We start from the raw sequence: 20,440 nt of genomic DNA on the forward strand, positions 1-20,440 counted from the left end.
AACTTAAACCTCTTGTTCCATCAAATCAGCCTGCTCTGCAATCGTGAGCGCCGATACGATTTCTTCGATCTCCCCGTTCATCACCTGGTCCAGCTTATGCATAGTTAGTCCAATACGATGATCCGTTACACGGCTTTGCGGGAAGTTGTAGGTACGGATACGCTCACTGCGGTCTCCAGTACCTACTTTGCTCTTACGCTCGCCTGCATATTTGGCTTCTTCTTCCTGACGCAACATATCCGAAATACGGGCACGCAAAACTTGCAGCGCCTTCTCCTTATTGGAGTTCTGGGATTTTCCGTCCTGACAGGTTGCCATAATACCTGTTGGCATATGCGTTACACGCACCGCCGACTTGGTCGTATTAACGGATTGTCCGCCCGCACCGCTGGAACAGAACGTATCCACGCGAATATCCTTGTCGGAAATTTCAATATCCACTTCTTCTGCCTCAGGCATAACGGATACTGTAGATGTCGATGTATGAATACGTCCACCTGATTCCGTCGTCGGAATCCGCTGTACGCGGTGTGCGCCGCTTTCGAATTTCATTTTGCTGTATGCACCGCGGCCGTTAATCATGAAAATAACCTCTTTAAAGCCCCCGAGATCATTCATGTTCGCGTCCATCAGCTCTACACGCCAGCCTTGGGTATCGGCATAACGGGTATACATCCGGTACAAATCAGCTGCGAATAGTGCCGCTTCGTCACCACCCGCTGCACCACGAATCTCAATAATAACGTTTTTATCATCATTCGGGTCCTTCGGCAGCAGCAAAATACGGATTTTTTCATCCAGCTCCCGCTTACGAACACTCAGTTCTTCAATCTCCATTTTGACCATTTCACGCATCTCGTCGTCCAGCTTTTCACCCTGCATGGTTTTTGCAGCTTCCAGCTCTTCAACGACATTTTTATATTCGGTATATGCTTCATAAGCAGGCTGTAAATCAGACTGTTCTTTGGAATAATCTCTAAGTTTTTTGCTATCGTTCGCTACATCCGGATCGCAGAGCAGTTCGCTCAGTTTATCGTAGCGGTCCGCCAATGATTGCAATCGGTCCAACAAGCGATTCACCTCTTCAGTTAAATTAATATGAAGCCAGCTTCAATTTCACTGGCTACAGCTCTTTATTATACCAACTAATTCATGAATTAGCTACAAGAAATACTGACTAATTTAGGATTTTGCAAAAATCCACACGACATGTAATTCAATAAAAAAAGTCGCCGCCCTAATATAGGCAGCGACCGCATTATCTAGCACATTTTAGAACACACATACTTGAGTGAGACATCGTCTTTTATATATCCGAATCGAGTATTGTACTCTAGAAATTATATATTAAACATTAAAACGGAAATGCATAACGTCTCCGTCCTGCACTACATATTCCTTACCTTCCAGACGAAGCTGACCACGTTCCTTGGCCCCGTTCATCGAACCAGCAGCAACCAAATCGTTGTAGGATACAACCTCGGCACGAATAAATCCGCGTTCAAAATCCGTATGAATTACGCCCGCAGCACCCGGTGCCTTCGTTCCTTTGTGAATCGTCCAAGCGCGTACTTCCTGCACACCTGCTGTGAAATACGTATACAGTCCCAACAAGCGGTATGCCGCTTTAATCAGACGGTTCAATCCGGATTCGGCTAATCCCAACTCCTCAAGGAACATCGCCTTGTCTTCGCCTTCCAGCTCAGCAATTTCAGATTCTACCTTGGCGCTAATCGGCACCACTTCTGCATTTTCAGCCACGGCAAAATCGCGTACCTTTTGCACATATGGATTGCTGTCGGCTTCCGTTACACCATCTTCGCTAACATTAGCGGCGTAGAGTACAGGCTTCATCGTCAGCAAATGAAGATCGCGTACAATCAGCCGTTCTTCATCCGACAATTCTAAGCTACGCGCAGGTTTATCAGCATAGAGCGTTTCCTTGATCCGCTCCAGCACTTCAACTTCTTGGGTGTACTGCTTGTTGCCACCCTTCATGTTTTTGCGGGAACGTTCAATACGCTTGTCTACGCTTTCGATATCCGCCAGAATCAGTTCCAAATTAATGGTCTGAATGTCGCTGATCGGGTCAATTTTGCCGTCTACATGGGTAATGTTCTCATCTTCAAAGCAACGTACCACATGTACAATCGCATCCACTTCACGAATATGAGCCAGAAACTTGTTACCCAGACCCTCGCCCTTGCTCGCACCGCGCACAAGTCCTGCAATATCAACAAATTCAAAAGCCGTTGGCACCGTTTTATTCGGCACAACCAGTTCGGTCAACTTATCCAACCGCTCGTCCGGTACTTCAACGACGCCTACATTGGGGTCAATCGTACAAAATGGATAGTTTGCGGATTCCGCACCCGCCTGCGTTATTGCGTTAAAAAGTGTTGATTTGCCCACGTTCGGCAAGCCCACAATCCCCGCTTTTAAAGCCATAATCAGAACAACTCCCGTTTATATAAAATATGCGTTATGCCATCCGTTAGTTTACCAACCCACATTATATATGAGAACCTATACACGCGGCAAGCATACGGTTATGGAATTCAGGATTTTACTATATCCCTATTTAGATTTCTTTGCTCATCTGGATATCTGTAATCCGATAGCCCGACTTGCGATATACATGCAAAGCTCGCTCATTATGCCCAAATACATGCAACCCGATGCGGACAGCTCCCAGCCTGCGAGCCTCCTGTTCCAAAGCCTCCATCGCCATCGTACCTAGACCCCTCCCCTGGTATGAATCGTATACAAGGATATCCAGTAGAAAAGCTTCTTTTCCTTGCACGCCGTCCGTAATATTGAACCAGATGTAGCCAGCTTCCTCCTGACTCTGCCCCCCGTCATCGGAAAACATCAACATATACAGGTGAGCATGAGGTGTGTCTAGTCTCTGTGGCAGGTATCGAGCAAAACTTTCTGCCGCTCGCTCTGGTGCTTCTTCAACCGTCCATGTACCTGCTTGGATTTTCTCATCCGCATAGTCGGCAAGCGAGCGTTGTTCAAATCGATCATATTGCTCCGCATTCATCGGAACCAATGTAATAAGTCCGCTCATCCATTTACCTTCTTTCTTAGTCGAGTCGTATCTTTGAGCCCTTCTATTCCATCTACCCCAATGCCAAACATGACCGTGCGGAGTTCCAGTTCGACCTGCTCCAAACGTGCCTCCAGCGCTTCACTAGAGGCAACCGCAGAACCGAGCAAAGAACGCCCGAAGCCTGCCATGTCAGCTCCCAAAGCAAGCACCTTCGCTGCATCGACACCGTCTCTCAGTCCACCGCTGCCGATCAGAGCACCATGTGGCTGAGCGGCTCTGACTTCCACGATACAATCAGCGGTCGAATTGCCCCAGTCCGCAAACGCTTCCGCCGCCGCGCGACGCACAGGATCAGGGTTACGAAATTTCTCCACTTGGCTCCAGCTTGTCCCGCCTGCACCAGCGACATCAATAAAGGCTGCACCCGCATCATACAGTCTTGACGCCGTCTCGCCATCTATGCCCCAACCTACTTCCTTCACTCCTACAGGCACTGAAAGCTGACGAGACAACTCCTCGAAACGATTAAGCAGGCCGCTAAAATCCAAATTCCCTTCGGGTTGGAAAATCTCCTGCAATCCGTTCAAATGCAGCACCAACATATCTGCTCCGGCAATGTCTACTGCACGGCGACAATCGTCCACGCCAAATCCGTAGTTCAGCTGCACCGCACCCAGATTGGCAAGGATCGGGATATTGGGTGCCAGACGGCGGACTGCAAAGGTTGGAGCCAATTCTTCCCTTTCCACCGCAGCCCGTACCGAGCCGATGCCCAATGCCCAGCCGCGTCTCTCCGCTGTCTCTGCTAATCGCTCATTAATCGCTCCTGTCTCGGCGCTGCCGCCTGTCATGGAGCTAATAAGCAACGGTGTTCGTACAGCCTGTCCTAAAAAAGTAGTATCCAGGCGAACCTCGTCAAAATGCAACTCCGGCAGAGCGCAGTGCTTAAAGACATACCGCTCCAGCCCGCTGGTGATACCTTGTCCGGCCACATCTTCTTGCAAACAAAGGCGGACGTGCTCAATCTTCCGTTCGCCTGTCCGCGCGGCAGGCAACAAAGAGCCGGATCTGTTAAAGCCGTCAGGTGCTCCTTTTTTATTCTCTGTACTACTCATCTATGTTCCACCTCATCCAAAGTCACTCTGTTTATTGTATCAAGTTCAAGAAGCACAAATAAGACCGTTCCCGAACACGGTAACCGATCTATTTATCGTCTCTTATACAAATATCGTAGCCCTTAAAATGGCTATTTTAAGATACTTTCATTGTATCATGGATGGAAAAATATATACACGATCGTGAACATTTTTTCTTACCCATAGATCATGTTCAAAATTCGCAATAAACCAGTTATTTCGGATACTCTACAGAAAAGCCGCCCCCAATTGAGCTGCCGCTTTTCTGCAAAATGCCTACTCGAAAGTATGATCCCTATCCCGGCAAGATAAAGGTCATTACATTCTCCTTTATCCCTTCATCGAATCAGGTACAGATGAAATGCTTTCTCCTTGCTCCTTCGTACGCCCGTGTCCAAATTTGAACACAAGAATACCACCGATAATGACCAATACACCGATCAGCTTGTTAATGGTAAACGGAATTTTCTCTAATCCTAGCCATCCTAATGAATCCCACAACAGGGCGGTCCCTAATTGCGCTGTCAATACAATGGAGATCGCATAGGTCGGACCAAGTCGCTTCATTCCTTGTACCAGACAGAACACAACACCGACACCAATCATGCCACTGAACCAGTACCACGGCTGCATATGCTGTAAAGCAAATGTATTTTTCCCTTCAAAAATAAGACTCCCGAGTAAGGAAGCCAAGAACCCTGTGCCCAGCACCAATGTTGTTGTGGCCCACGATCCTGTCCGTTCATTCACCTTATTATTGAATATCGTTTGCAGACTGACCAAGGCACCTGCGATAACCGCCAATACAATTCCTAATAACATATGTTAACTCTCCCTTGATGATCCTTGATATTCTTCTGCTTTTTACTACATGCTCCTATTACAATGATTCATAAATATTATGCCCTGCCAGTTCACTCAAACCTTTTCTGTCCCGAATGACAATATAGCCTTTTGTCCGTTCAACCCACCCATCTTCAATCATTTTGCGAATGACACGGTTGAGATGTCTATAGCTGGTTCCGATCAAATTCGCCACATCTACCAGACTGGATGCACGTAATTCCTCATGAAAAGATGTATTCGATTCGTCAAAAGAAACCGATAACAGGTAGCTCGCCAGCCTGACTTCCACCGGATACATGAGATTAAAACTGGAAAAATCGGAGTCCAGGCAAAACTTTCGCGTAACAATATCCAATAGAAATTGCAGCAAAGGAGCATAGTCTCTGCCGTATTTGTTCATCCATTGGTGGTGAATGCCGATCACATAGATCGGAGACACTGCCTCTACCGTGTTGATGACGTGACTACTCCGAATATATTCAACATCTCCTATAACCTCGATCGGTGTTTTGAAGCAAAGGATCAGGGTTTTCCCTTCTGTAGAGCTGGTATAAATCTTGACCTTGCCCTGCACCAGTATATATAGATGCTCAATGGGGTCCCCCTGTAAACAGAGCTTTTCCCCTTGCTCCAAACGATGCAACGACAAATAAGGATGTAGTGGCTCGTAGAGTATGGATTCCAACTCATGCAGCTGCAAAAAATATTTTAGCTGCTCTTGATCCTGAATTTCTCTCATTCCTAAGCTCACCTTCAATCTCTACATTCTAAGCTTTCTTTACAAGTTAAATTTCTATTTTAAAGCTTCAGAATAATTACACCCGCGATCATCATACCAATACCTATAAATTGTGGCAGCTTCATCTTTTGCTTCACTATACCGAACCATCCCTTAATATCTACCAGGAAGGTTAAACACAACTGCGCAATCAACAACGCCGAGATCGTGAACGTAACTCCAATATGTTGGATCGCCGTGACTTCACTAAATATAATAATAGCTGCAAAGGCACCGCCCCAAAGATACATCGGCTTCACCTGTTTCATTTCAGCCACATTGCCATCCCTTGTAAACATCCAGACTAATGCTGCCAAAATAAACCCTATTAGCTGAGTAACAGCAGCAGCCTGCCATGTACCAATATCCTGACTAATCCGTGTATTCGCTACACCTTGTAGCGTAATACACGCTCCTCCCAGAAAAGCAAACAAGATTCCTCTCATAAATCGTTATTCTCCCCATGTAAATGACTTTTCTATATATTAAATTATAGGGCAGACTCTCTATAAAGGACATATGTCCTCAACGAATAGTAAAACATCCTTCATTTCATTCAGTATCCGCGTCAATCCTGCACACTTGCGTTAATAACTTGACAGTATCCCATCATAAAACTGCATGTTCCGGCACGGTAAAACGGAATGCAGCATCCAATTGAGGAGTTGATCGTCATATGACTACACGTGATCCGCTGCATTCTAAGCCGGAATATCAAAGAAAATCCAGGCATAAGGGCCGTGCCCTTAAAATCGCCATTCTGGTACTTATCCTTTGGCTGATAGCCGTCATGCTGTATCAGACCCATAAACCCTTGCCTCCGTTCGTCTCTTATGAGAGTCAGGAGTATTCAACCCATGAGGTAAACTTCTGGACGGATTTGACCTATCCCACCGGGGATGGTAGTACTGCACAGCATGAAGGACAAATTTTGAAGCGTATGCTCGGGATCATTGATGAAGCCGAGCAATTTATCGTCATCGATCTGTTTCTGTTCAACGACTATAAGCATAAAGGTCAGCACTTCCCCCAAGTTAGCGCACAAATGACCGATCATCTTATTGCCAAAAAGAATGCTCATCCTGATATGCCTATCTTTTTCATTACAGATGAAGTCAATACCAACTATAATTCTGCTCCCAATCCTTTGTTGGAGAATATGAAGCGAGCAGGGATTCAGGTCGTGCAGACTGATGTAGATCCGTTGCGGGACTCCACACCCATCTATTCGGCGGTGTGGCGTACCTTTTTCCAGTGGTTCGGGCAGCAGGGCACAGGCTGGATTCCCAACCTGATGGCCAGTGACGGACCTGATGTTACGGCTCGCTCCTATCTTAAGCTGTTAAATGTCAAGGCCAATCATCGAAAATTGGTTGCCAACGAACAGACAGCGCTCATTTCTACAGGCAATGTGCACGACGCGAGCGCCTATCACTCCAATGTAGCGCTGGAGGTAAAGGGGCCTATCATCGGAGACATTTTACAAACAGAGCAGGCGGTGTTGGACTTTTCGGGCGGTGGACAGCTTCCTGCCTATACACCACAGGCCGAACCCAAAGTTCCATCGAGTAAGGACAGCTACCGGATCAAATATCTAACTGAGGGCAAAGTGTACACCTCAGTTCTGGATGGCATTGCGCAGACGAAGAAAGGTGACAGCATTCATATGGGCAAGTTTTATTTGGCTGACCGTAAAGTATTGAATAGCCTGCTGGATGCCTCTGCGCGTGGTGTAAACATCCAATTGCTGCTGGACCCCAATGAAAATGCGTTTGGTCAGGAAAAAATCGGCATCCCCAATCGTCCGGTTGCCCAAGAGTTGTCCGATAAATCGGGTGGGAACATTCAGATTCGCTGGTATCATACCATCCATGAACAGTTCCATACCAAACTGATTTATATTGCCAAGGTGCAAGGAGAGCATATCATTTGGGGTGGCTCTACCAATCTGACCCCCCGTAATCTGGATGATTTGAATCTGGAAAATGAATTGTGGGTGGCCGCTCCGGCGGACAGCAAGCTGACCCGACAGGTTGCGGCCTATTTTGATAAGCTATGGAATAATCAGGGGGCTGAATACAGTTTGGATCTAACAGCTTACGAGGATCATTCAACATTTTGGAAAGATATTATATACCGTCTACAGGATATTTTAGGCTTTACTACATTTTAACTACGGAATAGTGCTGTAGCGAATTCGTTTATGCCCTACAGCAGCGGTGAAAGCAGCCGCGCGAGCGATTCCATCAAACGTTTGAACAGACGTTTTTTCATGAATTCTTCGCGTACGATCAGACTGGCAGAATGCAAATCTCGTTCGTAGTCTGTTACCATCTGCTGCACACTGTGCGTTTGAATTAACAGAGCGTTAACTTCAAAATTCAAATGAAAGCTACGCATATCCATATTGGCTGTCCCGATGGTCGCAACTTCCCCGTCAATGATGAGGAGCTTGGAGTGGAGGAACCCTTTTTCATATTCATATACCTTGACTCCAACCTCCAGTAACGACTGGAAGTACGAATGAGACGCGAGAAAAGGTAGCCATTTATCCGGTTTTGCGGGAAACAGAATACGTACGTCCAACCCGGACAAGGCAGCCATCCGTAAGGCAGTCAGGATATCTTCATCCGGGATAAAATAAGGAGTGGCAATCCAGACTGATTTTCGGGCGGACGTGATCATGGAGAAAAACAGATTTTTAAGCACTCTCCGCTCATTATCCGGGCCGCTAGCAATAATCTGCACGCCTCCGTCTGTAATGGGTTCAATACTGGGAGACAGATATTCGCTATCGAGCACCGACTCACCCGTCATGTGAAGCCAATCCTGTAGAAATATAAGCTGCAACGTCCGCACAGCTTCGCCCTTCACAATCATATGCGTATCACGCCAAAAGCCGTAGGCTTTGTTGCGGCTGAGATACTCATCTCCCACATTTAGACCACCAATTAATCCGATATTACCGTCGATGACTACAATTTTACGGTGATTACGATAGTTTACCCGGCTGGAGAAGAACAAGATCCGAGCGCCGCCGTACGCAACAACCTCTACTCCTGCATCTCTCATTTCTTTCAAAAATGACTTTGACAACTGAATACTGCCCACCGCATCGTACATAAACCGAACCTTAACACCCGCTTTAGCCTTTTCAATCAAAATTTTCTGAATGCTGGTACCGATATCATCCGAACGGAAAATGTAATATTCCATATGGATATGATGCTGCGCCTTGCGCAGTTCTTCTAGCAAAGTGGAGAAGGTTTCATCTCCATTGTTCAGAATTTGAGTTTCCGTCGCAAAATAAATCGGGGAGCGGGCCAGTCTGCGTGCCAAACGCATCAACTGCTGCTGCTCATCTGTAAAGCAGGTCAGATCCCGTTTGACTCGCAAAGCATCCTTTTCTATGCGGTCGTAAGCCTGTTGGTCACGCAATGCCTTTTTATCATACTTGCGACGCTTGAATACATTTTGCCCAAACAGAAAATAAAGAGGAAGTCCAACGACTGGCAGCAATGCCAGCAGCAAAATCCAGGACATCGTAGTGGAGGGATTACGATTCTCCGTAAAAATAATCAGACTGATGGAGATCACTGTCAGGGTGGAAAAAATACTGATGACAGTTCCTTCATTTTTGCCGATGTAATTAAACAAGCCAAAATAATAAATAATAAACACCATAGCCGCGATCAATACGGCTAGTAAGCTTCGCCTCATAACTAACCTCACTTCCAGTGGACTGCATTCGACAAGTATTCTTCATTATATTGTACATGAGCCCCTTATTTCTTCCCACTTTTTTATTAAAATGTTGATAAAAAAATCCAAAGAAAAGCTTTATACAAAACACAATGACGCTGGGTTGACACTTACTTTTTTTTGTGCAAGAATAAACTAACGAACGTTAGGTAGGTGACAATAATGGGAATGGAAGAGATTCGAAAGGCCGCTCTTTTTCAATTTGCCACCAATGGGTATGAAGGAGCATCCTTGAGCAGTATTGCCGCTGAGGTCGGTATCCGAAAACCGTCTATATACGCGCATTTCCAAGGCAAAGAGGATCTGTTCCTACAGGTAGCGAGGTATGCTTTTCAAGAGCAGAATTTACGTATTTTCGAGTACTTTACGGAACGTAAAGATCAGCCGCTTAAGCATACCCTGCATGACTTCTTGTTTTGGATGGGACAGGAATATGAGAGCAACGACTCAGCCAAGTTTATGCTTCGCTTTTCCTTCTTTCCGCCTGTATCGTTGTATAACGAGGTGCTGGATATTGTTAATCCTTTTCTGGACAAAATGGAGCGAAAATTAACTCGCCGCCTCCGGAATACACAGGATCGGGAACCTTTTGGGCATATGGAGCCAGTGGATGTGGCTTTAGCCTTTATGACACTGGTGGACGGAGTCATAGTGGAGCTACTGTACAGTGGAAGCGTCAACTACCACCGAAGACTGAACGCTGCATGGCCTATTTTTTGGCGTGGGATTACGTTAACCTCACCTCATGAAGCATGAAGCCGTCGAACTTATAAAATTTATTTTTGAGGAGAATATTCATCATGAATCGCAGTTGGATTTACGTTTTTGTTGGCGGCCTGATTGAGGTCGTATGGGTATCGGGTTTGAAGCATGCGGATTCCATACTCGCCTGGGCTGTAACCGTGCTGGCTGTGGTGGCCAGCTTTTATTTGATCATGAAGGCTGCGAAGCGTTTGCCTGTAGGCACGGTATATGCTGTATTTACTGGACTAGGGACAGGGGGAACGGTCGTAGGTGAAATGCTGCTATTCGGGGAACCGTTTCAATGGTCCAAAACGCTGTTAATCGCCCTTTTGCTGGCAGGTGTGGTCGGCCTGAAGTTAGTTACCGACCGTGATGTTCAGGAAGGGAGTGGCGCATAATGGCTTGGATTGCTTTGGTTATCGCGGGATGCTCGGAAGTATTAGGAGTCATCGGTATGAAGGGAGTTACGGTGGGCAAAGGCTGGAAGTCCTTAGTGCTTATGATCTTATCCTTTATTCTTAGCTTCTCTCTACTCAGCTATGCCATGAAAAGTTTGCCTATGGGGACTTCCTATGCGGTATGGACAGGCATCGGAACGGTTGGTAGCACGATTACAGGCATGTTCTTGTACGGTGAACAAAAAAGCGTACTGCGTGTCTTATTCATCGCCATGATTCTTGCCGCAGCATTGGGATTAAAGCTAATATCTTAGCATAAGCGAATGGCATCAAATGCTGCAAATTGCTGATCTTAAAGGAGTGGTGCCTTGTGATTACCACCGTAACGCTTAACGCGGCTGTGGATAAAATCTACACAGTTGCAGGCTTCGGTTTGAATGCCGTCCACCGCATTGAAGGCGGCCTGACGGTACCGGGCGGCAAGGGCGTGAATGCCGCCCGCGTCATTCGCACACTAGGCGAGCCAGTACGAGCAACCGGGTTTGCTGCCGGACACACCGGACGGCTGCTCATTGACGGGTTGAGCGCGGAAGGCGTAAGCGCCGATTTCATTGAAACGGCACATGGGGAGACCCGTCTCGCCATTACCGTGCTCGACCCGTCCGCGCGCACGCAGACCGAGCTGATTGAGAGCGGACCGACCGTTGGGCCACTTGAATTAGCCGCACTGCGGCGCAAAATCGAGACCCTTGCCGAGGATTCGGCTTGGGTCGTATTCTCCGGCAGCCTGCCACCCGGCTGTCCGCCCGATCTGTACGCCGAGCTGTGCACGCTGGCAAAGGCACGTGGCGCGCGGGTGGCGCTGGACGCGAGCGGTGAGGCGCTGCGCTTGGGGCTGCGCGGAAAACCCGACCTCGTGAAGCCTAACGAGGACGAGGCCGCCCACTTCGCGGGGATCGACGCAGCGCGTCCGGATGCCGCTGAAGCGGCGGCAGCGAAGCTGCTGGACGCCGGAGCGCAGCTGGCCGTCATCTCGCTCGGCGCGAGCGGGGCGCTGGCGGTGACGCACAATGCGCGCTACCGCGTGAGCCTGCCAGACGCGGACATTGTCAGCGCGCTCGGCAGCGGTGACGCCATGGTCGCCGGCCTGGTCACCGGCGCGGCGACGGGGCTGGATCTCCCTGCCATGCTACGGCAGGGAGCGGCCTGCGGCACAGCGGCAGCTCTGCACGCCATGGCCGGGAAGATCGAGCTCCAGGATGTGAGGCGTCTGGAGCAAGGCATTACGGTGACGCTGTTGTAATTCAGCGTCACTTTTTTTATTTCATCTACACATTCGCTCATTTTCATACCACAAACACAGTTGTTCCGATTCCGAATGTTCTATATTCCAACTATGCGCTTTTTCGATTTACAATCCATCCAACCCTCGGGACGCCCGAATTGCAGGCGGTGTAAATGGTGCAGGCTGTCTGGCCTTTATGCTATTTTTGATCGGTGTTCCCTTTGCATGAGCGGGGTGTTCGCTGTATTGAAGTTTTTCCTCTAACCAGGCTTGGGTCACATACTGGTAATGAAATTTATCGCCATATAAATGGCCAAGCCTAAAATAATCAGGGCCGATATTTTGTTGAGCACAGTCCCAAACTTCCCTTCTGAATCCATACGTCCCACGAGACGCCCCGCCGTTGCAAGACCAATAAACCATATCCAAGATACGGACACGGCGGCTAGACCAAAGGCCCAGCGTTCCCCGCCGTCATATTGGAGGGAGCTGGTTCCAATTACGCCAACCGTGTCAAGTATGGCATGTGGATTCAATAGCGATACCGAAGCGGCAAAAATCATCTGGCGTTTCGGCCGCATCGCCTGACTTTCTCCCGAGGAAGCTGTCTTCGATCTCCATAAAGTCCAAGCCATATACAACAGAAACAAACAGCCCGCCGCATAGAGTACGTTCGTGAGCCATAGAAATTGCTGCAAAATAAGAGATACGCCCCCAACCGCAAGCGTGATCAGGATTGTGTCACAGACACCCGCTGTAATGACAGCAGGCAATGTATTGCGAAACCGCGACTGGGACGCCCCTTGATTAAACACAAATACATTTTGTACCCCCAAAGGCAAAATCAAACCCAGTGCCAATAAAACAGCATGGATAATAGCTTCCAGCATAAATATATTCCCCCAAATTTAACCCATTATATTTCTCTGGTATTTTCTCTCCTAAATAGTCCTCGAACAGGAAGCTTGTACGTGCCTAATCCTCTTGCATTTCCTTTAAATTCTTCACGCTCTGCGTGGTCTGTTTTATACTATGCTTCAACTGCTCTATAGCAAGCTGGTAGTCCTGCGGATTGTTCATATTGAACACTGCCTTATGCCACATGTCTTCACTCACTCCCGGCAAATCTTCTACTGTCGCATAACGAACGTTCAGCTTGTCCAACCAATCGGTGAGACGAAGCCGTCCACTACGCAAACATTCCTCGGCAGACGGTAGCACGCTCCGATGGTATACAGCCAGCAACGGGTGTATACGTCCATCCATAGAAGGTATCACTGCTTGCAATGCTGGTTCCCTCGTTCCTTGCAACTCCGTCCACTTCTTAGTTACAGCGAGCAGATCATGTAGCACCTCTGGCTGTACAAAGGGCATATCACAAGCGACAACCATCCCCCACTCCGTAGTAGATGCAGATAATCCTGCATGGATACCGCTCAAGGGCCCCATGCCCCGAAAAACATCAGACACAGTTTCCATACCACTCAGGCCATATCCTTGGTTGTCACGAGTGACTACTACAACCCGCTGGGCCGCCTGCTGCAATGTAGTATACATCCGTTCAAGCATAGTGGCTCCATCAATCTCAAGCAGAGCCTTGTCCTGTCCCATTCGTCTGGAACGTCCTCCTGCGACGATAATACCAGTCACTTTCACAAATATGCCCTCCTTTTTTTCTGAAAACAATTGCAAATGTGCATCATGAATTTTTTGAACAAAATTTAATTATTACATAATTGTTAATTAATTGGTTTGTTAACCCTTTCAACACATGATACATTGGAATAAAGAACCTCCCCACAGATCGGCATCGATGCGCAGTTCTCTATCGGGCTAAGAAAGGAATGGCTTGTCTTGCAAAAGAGAGAAATTCAAGAGACTCCTCTATATTCCTTAAAACTGTATAATTTTTTTCTATATGGAGCTATGGTCATTTTCTCCAGCTTCTTCCCGTTGTATCTGCAAGATATCGGCATGGACAAGCTGGAGATCGGGAGTCTGATGGCCATCGGACCTTTTGTATCCGTATTCGCGAACCCTTTTTGGGGCTATACAAGCGACCGGAGCCGTAACCTCCGACGTATTCTGCTATTTATGATTATAGGTACCTTGTTATTGCTGCAAGCTTTATTTCATGTCCATACGTATATCATGATTTATGTGTCGATGATTGGTTTTTATTTTTTTCAAAGCCCTTTATTTGCCCAAAGCAATAGCCTAATTCTCAGCTATATTGAGGGCACAGACCGGAAATTCGGCTCATTCCGTATATGGGGCTCCTTCGGCTGGGCTGTGACAGCGGCAGTTGCCGGCGTAGTTATTGACCAAACGGGGATATCCAGCATATCCACCATCTTTACGGTACTTCTTCTGGCTGCATTGATCTGCACCTTGTCGATTCCACCACTAAAAAGCTCTGTGGAGACAGCAACTATTCATTTGCGTGGCTTTGGCAGCGTTTTAATGAACGGATACTTTATATCCTTTATTTTATTGGGCATCCTTGTATCCATCCCGAATTCGATCAACAGCGCCTTTATGTCCCTGTACATCACCGAGCTGGGTGGGTCCAAACAGATGCTTGGTTTTGCTGTTTTTATGTCATCGGTATTCGAAATTATTGTATTTTTGCTGTTTGATCGCTTCTTGAACAAAAAGATGACCGTGATGGTAGGTTGTTTGGCACTCGTCAGTTTGCTGTTTGCCTTACGGTGGGAACTGATGGCTCTGGCCACAGACCCGATTCAGATCGTGTTTATTCAGGCACTTCATTGCGTCACCTTCGGTGGATACTTCTATGTAGGCACCCAGTTGACCGTCCTATTTACCCCTGCAGCATACCGATCATCCGGACAGGCCGTATATACCTTGACCTGGAGTGGTATATCCGGTATCGTAGCAGGTTTTGCGGGAGGTTGGCTATTCCAGAACTTTGGTGGAGAAATGATGTACCATGCAGGGGTCTTTTTCGCCCTACTTGGCTCTGCGGGATTCGCCATTATGTGGTACATGCTGTACAAGAACGGTTATCAGCCAGGACTGCCAGCGGGCACGAACGAATAGAAAATGCCCCTTAACTACACTAGAGGAATGAGGTATCCCCTCTTCCCTTCTGGCTTGTTAGCAAGTATCGTCAAATGTATAAAGAGCGTGCATGCGTAAAATAAAGGAGTCTGCCAACGGCAGACTCCTTTTCAACTGGTCGCACGAAGCTACCATCTCTCCCACGCTTTCCAACAGCCTATTGCTTAGGCAATTGGAAAGAGCTCTTCAACGATACAACACGGTTAAATACAGGCTGACCCGGTTTGGAAAGCTTCGGATCGACACTGAAATAACCATGACGGAAAAATTGGAACTTGTCCTGCGATTGAGCTTCTTTCATGTTCGGCTCGACATAGCCATGAGCAATTTCCAAAGAGTTCGGATTCAATTGGTCAAGGAATGTTTTTTCCGATGCATCCTCTTCAATCTCATCCGTGTCCTCTGCGTTAATCAAAGGCTCATACAAACGGAATTCGGCAGGAACCGCTTGAGTAGCCTCTACCCAGTGGATCGTGCCTTTCACTTTACGTCCAGTAAAGCCTGATCCGCTCTTGGTTTCTACATCATAGGTACAGTGGATTTCCGTTACATTTCCGTCTGTGTCCTTAATCACATCGTTGCATTTAATGAAGTAAGCATGCTTGAGACGTACTTCATTACCAGGGAACAAACGGAAGTATTTGCTCGGCGGATTCTCCATGAAGTCCTCACGCTCGATATAAATTTCACGGGAAAACGGAATTTGGCGTGTTCCGAGTTCCGGATTTTCCGTATTGTTTTCCGCCTCCAGCATTTCAACTTGTCCTTCAGGATAGTTTGTGATAACCACCTTCAACGGATCTATAACTGCCATGGTGCGGGGTGCTTTAAGCTTCAAATCCTCACGTACAAAATGCTCCAGCACCTGCAAATCGATGACTCCGTAGGCTTTGGAAATACCTGTCTCATATACGAAGCTGCGGATGGCCTCCGGTGTATAGCCGCGACGACGTAAACCGGAAATCGTCGGCATACGCGGATCATCCCAACCATCTACGTGCTTTTCATCGACCAGAAGCTTAAGCTTACGTTTGCTGGTTACGGTTTGGGCCAGGTTCAGCCGTCCAAATTCGTATTGGTGCGGTACCTTTTCCATCTCACATTCAGCTACAACCCAATCGTACAGCGGGCGCTGATCTTCGAATTCCAGCGAACAGAGTGAGTGCGTTACTCCCTCAATCGCATCTTCCAGCGGATGAGCATAGGAGTACATTGGATAGATGCACCATGTGTCGCCAGTATTGTGATGTGCTGTGTGTGAAATGCGGTAAATAATTGGATCACGTAAATTAATGTTTCCTGAAGCCATATCAATTTTGGCACGCAGCACCTTTTCACCATTTTGGTATTTGCCTGCACGCATCTCTTCAAACAGCTTCAGATTATCTTCCACACTGCGATCCCGATAAGGACTATTTTGCCCCGGTTCGGTCAGTGTGCCACGAGTTTCACGGATTTGGTCCGCGCTTTGGTCATCCACATAAGCTTTACCCTTTTGAATCAGCAGGATGGCACGCTTGTACATTTCTTCGAAATAATTGGAGGCAAAGTGTTTTTCCTCCCATTCATAACCGAGCCACTTCACGTCCTCTTGAATGGAGTTCACGTATTCCGTGTCTTCCTTCGCCGGATTGGTGTCGTCAAAACGCAGATTTGTGCGTCCTCCGAATTCATCTCCTAACGAGAAATTGATCCAGATAGCTTTGGCATGTCCAATATGCAAATATCCGTTTGGTTCAGGCGGAAATCGTGTAACAACCTCCTTTACCTTACCCGTACGTAGATCTTCTTCAATAACATTTTTAATAAAATTGGGGGGAGTGATCGGCTTCTCCACGCTAATCAACCTTTCTTCCGTATAATCTGTGTAAAACATGTTCCCTTAAATATACCCTTTCACACCGCATAACTCAATAAAATGAAAATCCTTATGCTCTCTTCAGCAAAAAAAGTGACAAGTTATGAAAAAGAGTTAACATTTTCGGCAAATAAATTCGTTATAGTGTATATATCTTTTATTTTGCCCGGAAAAGGAGACCCACCCGTGTTTAAGCTGCTCATTGTGATCCTGCTGTCTATGCTTTTGTCCTCTTCCGTCATGACTTCCGGCCATCCTTCACCGGACCCGGTGAACGGAACTGTACAATCTCGTCCACTAGCCAGCGCTCCAGAAGACTCATCCGTCCGCTTATATGCTGTTAGTCCGTCACAGGGATTATTCCATTCAGCTGTATTGGAAATCGGCCAACAACGCCACACATTCCGATGGTCGGGCTCGGCAGATATTTCCACCGCACCACAATTATATTATAGGGATGTGAACGGGGATGGTGTGCGTGAAGCCGTCGTGGTCCTCACGCGTGCCTCGGGAACGGGTGTCGAATTGCAGGAGTTGCATATTGTTAACGCACGGACGATGGAAGAATATGCAGTCGAATCGGCAGCAGATGCTGTGTCCCAGCGCGTACACAGCTCAGTGGAGCCACGTGACCACAACCGCCAGGTTCATATTGCTGTCACGATTGACGGTGTCACACACACGATGGACCCTAAAGCATCAGTATTTTACGATGATCCAGCCCAATTTACAAAGCATCTCGATTTTAGCTCTGTCGTAATGTATGATGCCGAACAGCTTCCTCTGCAAGCCACTGTATCTGGCAGTGTATCCCCAACCGAATTTGTAGGGGATTTGGATCTGAAATATGTATACGAGCATGAACGGTTCCGGGTGGGACCTATTGAATTTGAAGCTTCCTCTCCCTTTTGACGACTCTCGCAGAATAAGGTAGCATGGGATTAAATGCTAGACTGGCTGGTTTAGCGATTTTCCGAGTGAAAGAGGGGATCAATCATGTTTACATATGCGTTGGACGAACGCACAGTCCTTCGGCCGCTCACCAAGGAGCATGTGCAGCCTCTGTTTGAGCTGATCGAAATGTCCCGTGACCGCCTGCGTCAATGGCTTCCATGGGTAGACTCTACCACGGAAATCAGCCACACAGAGCAGTTCGTGCAGGGCGCCTTGAAACAAGCCGCAGAGAACGGTAGTCTGACCGCCGGAATTTGGATAGACAACGAACTTGCTGGCATCATCAGCTACCATGAGATCAATTGGACTCACCGCTCCGTTAGCATCGGATACTGGCTTGGACACGGGTACGAAGGACAAGGTCTAATGACCAGCGCCTGCCGCGTATTCGTTGAATATGCTTTGATGGAGCTGGACTTGCATCGGGTCGAAATCCGCTCTGCAACGACGAACCGCCGCAGCCGCGGTATTCCGGAACGTTTGGGCTTTGTGCTCGAAGGCATTGTACGCGAAGCGGAATTGCTGCCCGACGGCTACATGAACCACGCAGTGTACGGTATGCTCCAAAATGAATGGAAGCAACTTCGGTAATATTGTATTGTACAACAACGCCGCAGACCTGAGCAGGTCTGCGGCGTTGTTGGTTTAGGCCGGGCATACAACCGAATTGCTGTCTGTAGCCTCCCGCCTATTTTAAGAAATGGGCCATTAACACATCATCTACGAATTGGCCTGCTATGTAAAACTCCTCATGCAAACGTCCTTCAATCGCGAAACCACTTTTTTCATAAAACATAAGGGCTTCCGTGTTGCATGAGAGTACACGCAAACTCAACTTGCGTATGCCCTCGGCGGCTGCAAAGTCCTTCATGGAGTTCATGAGTGCCGTCCCAATGCCTTTGCGATGATAAGCTGGATGTACAGCTATATTTATTTCGAGTACATGACAATTACTAGCCAACAGCGTTGGAGGACGAAATCCAATATACCCGCAGAGTACTTCCTGTTCGATGGCGACCAGTTGAGAGCCTGGAGGCGTATTACGCAGAAACTCCCCGCGCGACTTCCAGGACAGCGAAGCGGGAGCCGTGCGTTCATTCCATACCAATTCATCCAGCGCAATCAGATCAGGAGCATCCTTCATCTCCGAATGACGTATCGTCAAGAGTTGACTTGTAAACAATTCCTTTCAATCCTTCCTGTGAAGGCTTTCCTGAAGCAATAACTACAATCATCCGTCACTTATTGTACCATAATTACAGCATAATACTGCATTTTTATTAGGACTTAAGAACTGGGAACATCCGCCTTGGACGTCATAGTATTTAAAGTATCCGAATGATGCCGGAAACGGTTCAACCAGCTGTGCAGGACGAAAAACAGGATCGACAACACCGCTACGCCTGATGCCAGCCAAAGTGTAGGCGGTAACCCACCACCATCATACAACTTCCCCATAATATAAGGCCCCATTACCCGTCCGGCTGCGCCAATGCCCCCCACAAGCCCAATGTAAAAGGGTGCACCCCGACCTCCATGATCAGACAGGAATGCTGGAACCGCAGGTGCAATCAGCATTTCTCCCAGGGTCGCCAGAACCATAGCGAATATCATTCCAGTATAGTTCTGTGTGCCCAGCATGACAATATAAGCCGCCAAATAAAATCCTCCGGCCCATGTCATTTGCGTTGAAGCGTGATGAGCGTACAGTCGTTTTATCCAAAAAATAATGGGTTGTGCGGCAAAAATAAGGATACCATTCAGTGTCCATAGTAATCCATACATCGTTTTAGGCAAGCCCTGCTCAATAATATGGGGAGACACTCCTGTATTCCAGATCGAATTGCCGAACCATAAAAAAAGCGAGCCTAATCCCACAAAGAGATACAGCCTGGTATCACGAAACAGCAATCGAGCTGGGATTTCCTCTCTTTTCTTCACAGACTTGCTGAGCTGTACTTCCCCCTCTTCCCGATCCACCCTACTTAGATAAGACCAGAAGAATCCGGCAAATACCGCAGAAGTCACCCCGTTCATCACAAAGCTGAGCTGATAGGAAAGATCCGCCAGCACACCACTCAATCCCGTACCCACTGCAACCCCAATATTGTTAGCGACATAAATAATATTAAACAGCTCTCCGCGACGGTCAGCGAAACGAAAACCTACAAACGCCTGAATCGCAGGCACAGATACGACATTAAAAAAACCGATAAAACCCATCATGATGACAAACGCTACCCAATGACCGCTGGTAAATGGAAGCGCGAGAAGTCCCAGCGCGTTCATCGCGAGCGAGCCAACAATCAGTTTCTTGGCTCCAATACGGTGATAGAGGGCTCCGCCCAACACTTGACCAAAAATTCCGCCCAGAGACTGCACTAAAATCGCAATTCCTGCATCTCCCATACTACGGTTTAGCTCGTCAAACACATACATGCTAACCAACGGCCACATCAGAGAACTTCCAGCAGAATTAATCAGGCTGGCAACGAGAAACACTTTCACTTCTTTCGGATAAGACTCCAACCATTTCATAT

At 47.5% G+C, this 20,440-nt stretch carries 21 protein-coding genes; 8 read left to right on the forward strand and 13 right to left on the reverse strand.

The genetic code is table 11. The features are described from left to right. Window positions 1-3: 3 nt before the first annotated feature. From prfA to MKY35_RS24085, 7 genes are all read right to left on the reverse strand, one after another. A complete protein-coding gene (prfA, locus tag MKY35_RS24055; RefSeq protein WP_013312344.1) occupies window positions 4-1,071 on the reverse strand; it encodes a peptide chain release factor 1 in 1,068 nt (355 codons plus the stop codon). Between the two features lie 276 nt (window positions 1,072-1,347). Beyond that, window positions 1,348-2,448 carry a redox-regulated ATPase YchF gene (gene ychF / locus MKY35_RS24060; protein WP_013312345.1) on the reverse strand — a complete coding sequence of 367 codons (1,101 nt, stop codon included), beginning with the start codon at window positions 2,446-2,448 and terminating at the stop codon, window positions 1,348-1,350. Window positions 2,449-2,581: 133 nt separating this feature from the next. Continuing rightward, the gene (locus MKY35_RS24065) at window positions 2,582-3,073 is read right to left on the reverse strand and encodes a GNAT family N-acetyltransferase (protein WP_069010020.1); all 492 of its coding nucleotides are present in this window, start codon (window positions 3,071-3,073) and stop codon (window positions 2,582-2,584) included. Beyond that, a complete protein-coding gene (gene fni / locus MKY35_RS24070; protein ID WP_069010021.1) occupies window positions 3,070-4,170 on the reverse strand; it encodes a type 2 isopentenyl-diphosphate Delta-isomerase in 1,101 nt (366 codons plus the stop codon). Before fni ends, MKY35_RS24065 begins: the two co-directional genes overlap by 4 nt. 351 nt (window positions 4,171-4,521) lie before the next feature. After that, window positions 4,522-5,013 carry a DMT family transporter gene (locus MKY35_RS24075; protein WP_318627943.1) on the reverse strand — a complete coding sequence of 164 codons (492 nt, stop codon included), beginning with the start codon at window positions 5,011-5,013 and terminating at the stop codon, window positions 4,522-4,524. Between the two features lie 58 nt (window positions 5,014-5,071). Then, window positions 5,072-5,776, reverse strand: coding sequence for a cyclic nucleotide-binding domain-containing protein (locus tag MKY35_RS24080; RefSeq protein ID WP_342445003.1), 705 nt, complete (start codon window positions 5,774-5,776; stop codon window positions 5,072-5,074). A gap of 59 nt (window positions 5,777-5,835) precedes the next feature. Further along, window positions 5,836-6,261: a DMT family transporter gene (locus tag MKY35_RS24085; RefSeq protein WP_069010024.1), complete on the reverse strand. Its 426-nt coding sequence runs from the start codon at window positions 6,259-6,261 to the stop codon at window positions 5,836-5,838. Window positions 6,262-6,491: 230 nt separating this feature from the next. Here MKY35_RS24085 and MKY35_RS24090 point away from each other — a divergent pair, with 230 nt between their 5' ends. Beyond that, window positions 6,492-7,988, forward strand: a complete 1,497-nt coding sequence (locus MKY35_RS24090) for a phospholipase D family protein (protein ID WP_342445004.1) — start codon at window positions 6,492-6,494, stop codon at window positions 7,986-7,988. 35 nt (window positions 7,989-8,023) lie between these two features. Here MKY35_RS24090 and cls read toward each other — a convergent pair whose 3' ends face one another. Continuing rightward, window positions 8,024-9,535 carry a cardiolipin synthase gene (gene cls, locus MKY35_RS24095; protein WP_029518528.1) on the reverse strand — a complete coding sequence of 504 codons (1,512 nt, stop codon included), beginning with the start codon at window positions 9,533-9,535 and terminating at the stop codon, window positions 8,024-8,026. Window positions 9,536-9,739: 204 nt separating this feature from the next. Here cls and MKY35_RS24100 point away from each other — a divergent pair, with 204 nt between their 5' ends. Genes MKY35_RS24100 through MKY35_RS24115 form a run of 4 tightly spaced genes read left to right on the forward strand, consistent with a single transcriptional unit; the run spans window position 9,740 to window position 12,022 of the window. Continuing rightward, complete coding sequence (locus tag MKY35_RS24100; protein WP_342445005.1) at window positions 9,740-10,333, forward strand: TetR/AcrR family transcriptional regulator; 594 nt, start codon at window positions 9,740-9,742, stop codon at window positions 10,331-10,333. Window positions 10,334-10,377: 44 nt separating this feature from the next. Continuing rightward, complete coding sequence (locus MKY35_RS24105) at window positions 10,378-10,719, forward strand: multidrug efflux SMR transporter (RefSeq protein ID WP_013312354.1); 342 nt, start codon at window positions 10,378-10,380, stop codon at window positions 10,717-10,719. Further along, window positions 10,719-11,033 (forward strand): multidrug efflux SMR transporter, encoded by a 315-nt coding sequence (locus tag MKY35_RS24110; RefSeq protein ID WP_165146127.1) that lies wholly within the window; start codon window positions 10,719-10,721, stop codon window positions 11,031-11,033. The genes MKY35_RS24105 and MKY35_RS24110 overlap by 1 nt, the downstream gene beginning before the upstream one ends. A 56-nt stretch (window positions 11,034-11,089) precedes the next feature. Then, window positions 11,090-12,022, forward strand: coding sequence for a 1-phosphofructokinase family hexose kinase (locus MKY35_RS24115; protein WP_342445006.1), 933 nt, complete (start codon window positions 11,090-11,092; stop codon window positions 12,020-12,022). Between the two features lie 257 nt (window positions 12,023-12,279). Here MKY35_RS24115 and MKY35_RS24120 read toward each other — a convergent pair whose 3' ends face one another. Both MKY35_RS24120 and MKY35_RS24125 read right to left on the reverse strand, forming a co-directional pair. Beyond that, the gene (locus MKY35_RS24120) at window positions 12,280-12,894 is read right to left on the reverse strand and encodes a LysE/ArgO family amino acid transporter (RefSeq protein WP_342445007.1); all 615 of its coding nucleotides are present in this window, start codon (window positions 12,892-12,894) and stop codon (window positions 12,280-12,282) included. An 85-nt stretch (window positions 12,895-12,979) separates the two neighbouring features. Beyond that, window positions 12,980-13,660 (reverse strand): molybdenum cofactor guanylyltransferase, encoded by a 681-nt coding sequence (locus tag MKY35_RS24125; RefSeq protein WP_029518535.1) that lies wholly within the window; start codon window positions 13,658-13,660, stop codon window positions 12,980-12,982. A 198-nt stretch (window positions 13,661-13,858) separates the two neighbouring features. On the opposite strand from MKY35_RS24125, the gene MKY35_RS24130 reads away from it, so the two are divergent. Continuing rightward, window positions 13,859-15,067, forward strand: coding sequence for an MFS transporter (locus tag MKY35_RS24130; RefSeq protein ID WP_342445008.1), 1,209 nt, complete (start codon window positions 13,859-13,861; stop codon window positions 15,065-15,067). Between the two features lie 178 nt (window positions 15,068-15,245). Here MKY35_RS24130 and MKY35_RS24135 read toward each other — a convergent pair whose 3' ends face one another. Next, window positions 15,246-16,964, reverse strand: coding sequence for a glutamine--tRNA ligase/YqeY domain fusion protein (locus tag MKY35_RS24135; RefSeq protein WP_342445009.1), 1,719 nt, complete (start codon window positions 16,962-16,964; stop codon window positions 15,246-15,248). A gap of 168 nt (window positions 16,965-17,132) precedes the next feature. Between MKY35_RS24135 and MKY35_RS24140 the strand changes: the two genes are divergently transcribed. Both MKY35_RS24140 and MKY35_RS24145 read left to right on the forward strand, forming a co-directional pair. After that, window positions 17,133-17,858, forward strand: a complete 726-nt coding sequence (locus MKY35_RS24140; RefSeq protein WP_342445010.1) for a copper amine oxidase — start codon at window positions 17,133-17,135, stop codon at window positions 17,856-17,858. A gap of 84 nt (window positions 17,859-17,942) precedes the next feature. Next, a complete protein-coding gene (locus MKY35_RS24145; RefSeq protein WP_029518539.1) occupies window positions 17,943-18,491 on the forward strand; it encodes a GNAT family protein in 549 nt (182 codons plus the stop codon). A gap of 97 nt (window positions 18,492-18,588) precedes the next feature. Here the strand turns inward: MKY35_RS24145 and MKY35_RS24150 are convergent, their stop codons facing one another. Continuing rightward, on the reverse strand, window positions 18,589-19,083 hold the full coding sequence (locus MKY35_RS24150; RefSeq protein ID WP_342445011.1) for a GNAT family N-acetyltransferase: 495 nt from the start codon (window positions 19,081-19,083) through the stop codon (window positions 18,589-18,591). A 104-nt stretch (window positions 19,084-19,187) separates the two neighbouring features. After that, window positions 19,188-20,438, reverse strand: coding sequence for an MFS transporter (locus MKY35_RS24155; protein WP_318627948.1), 1,251 nt, complete (start codon window positions 20,436-20,438; stop codon window positions 19,188-19,190). Window positions 20,439-20,440: the final 2 nt, after the last annotated feature.

This window comes from Paenibacillus sp. FSL L8-0638 (genome assembly GCF_038593075.1).
GTDB lineage: Bacteria > Bacillota > Bacilli > Paenibacillales > Paenibacillaceae > Paenibacillus > Paenibacillus polymyxa_D.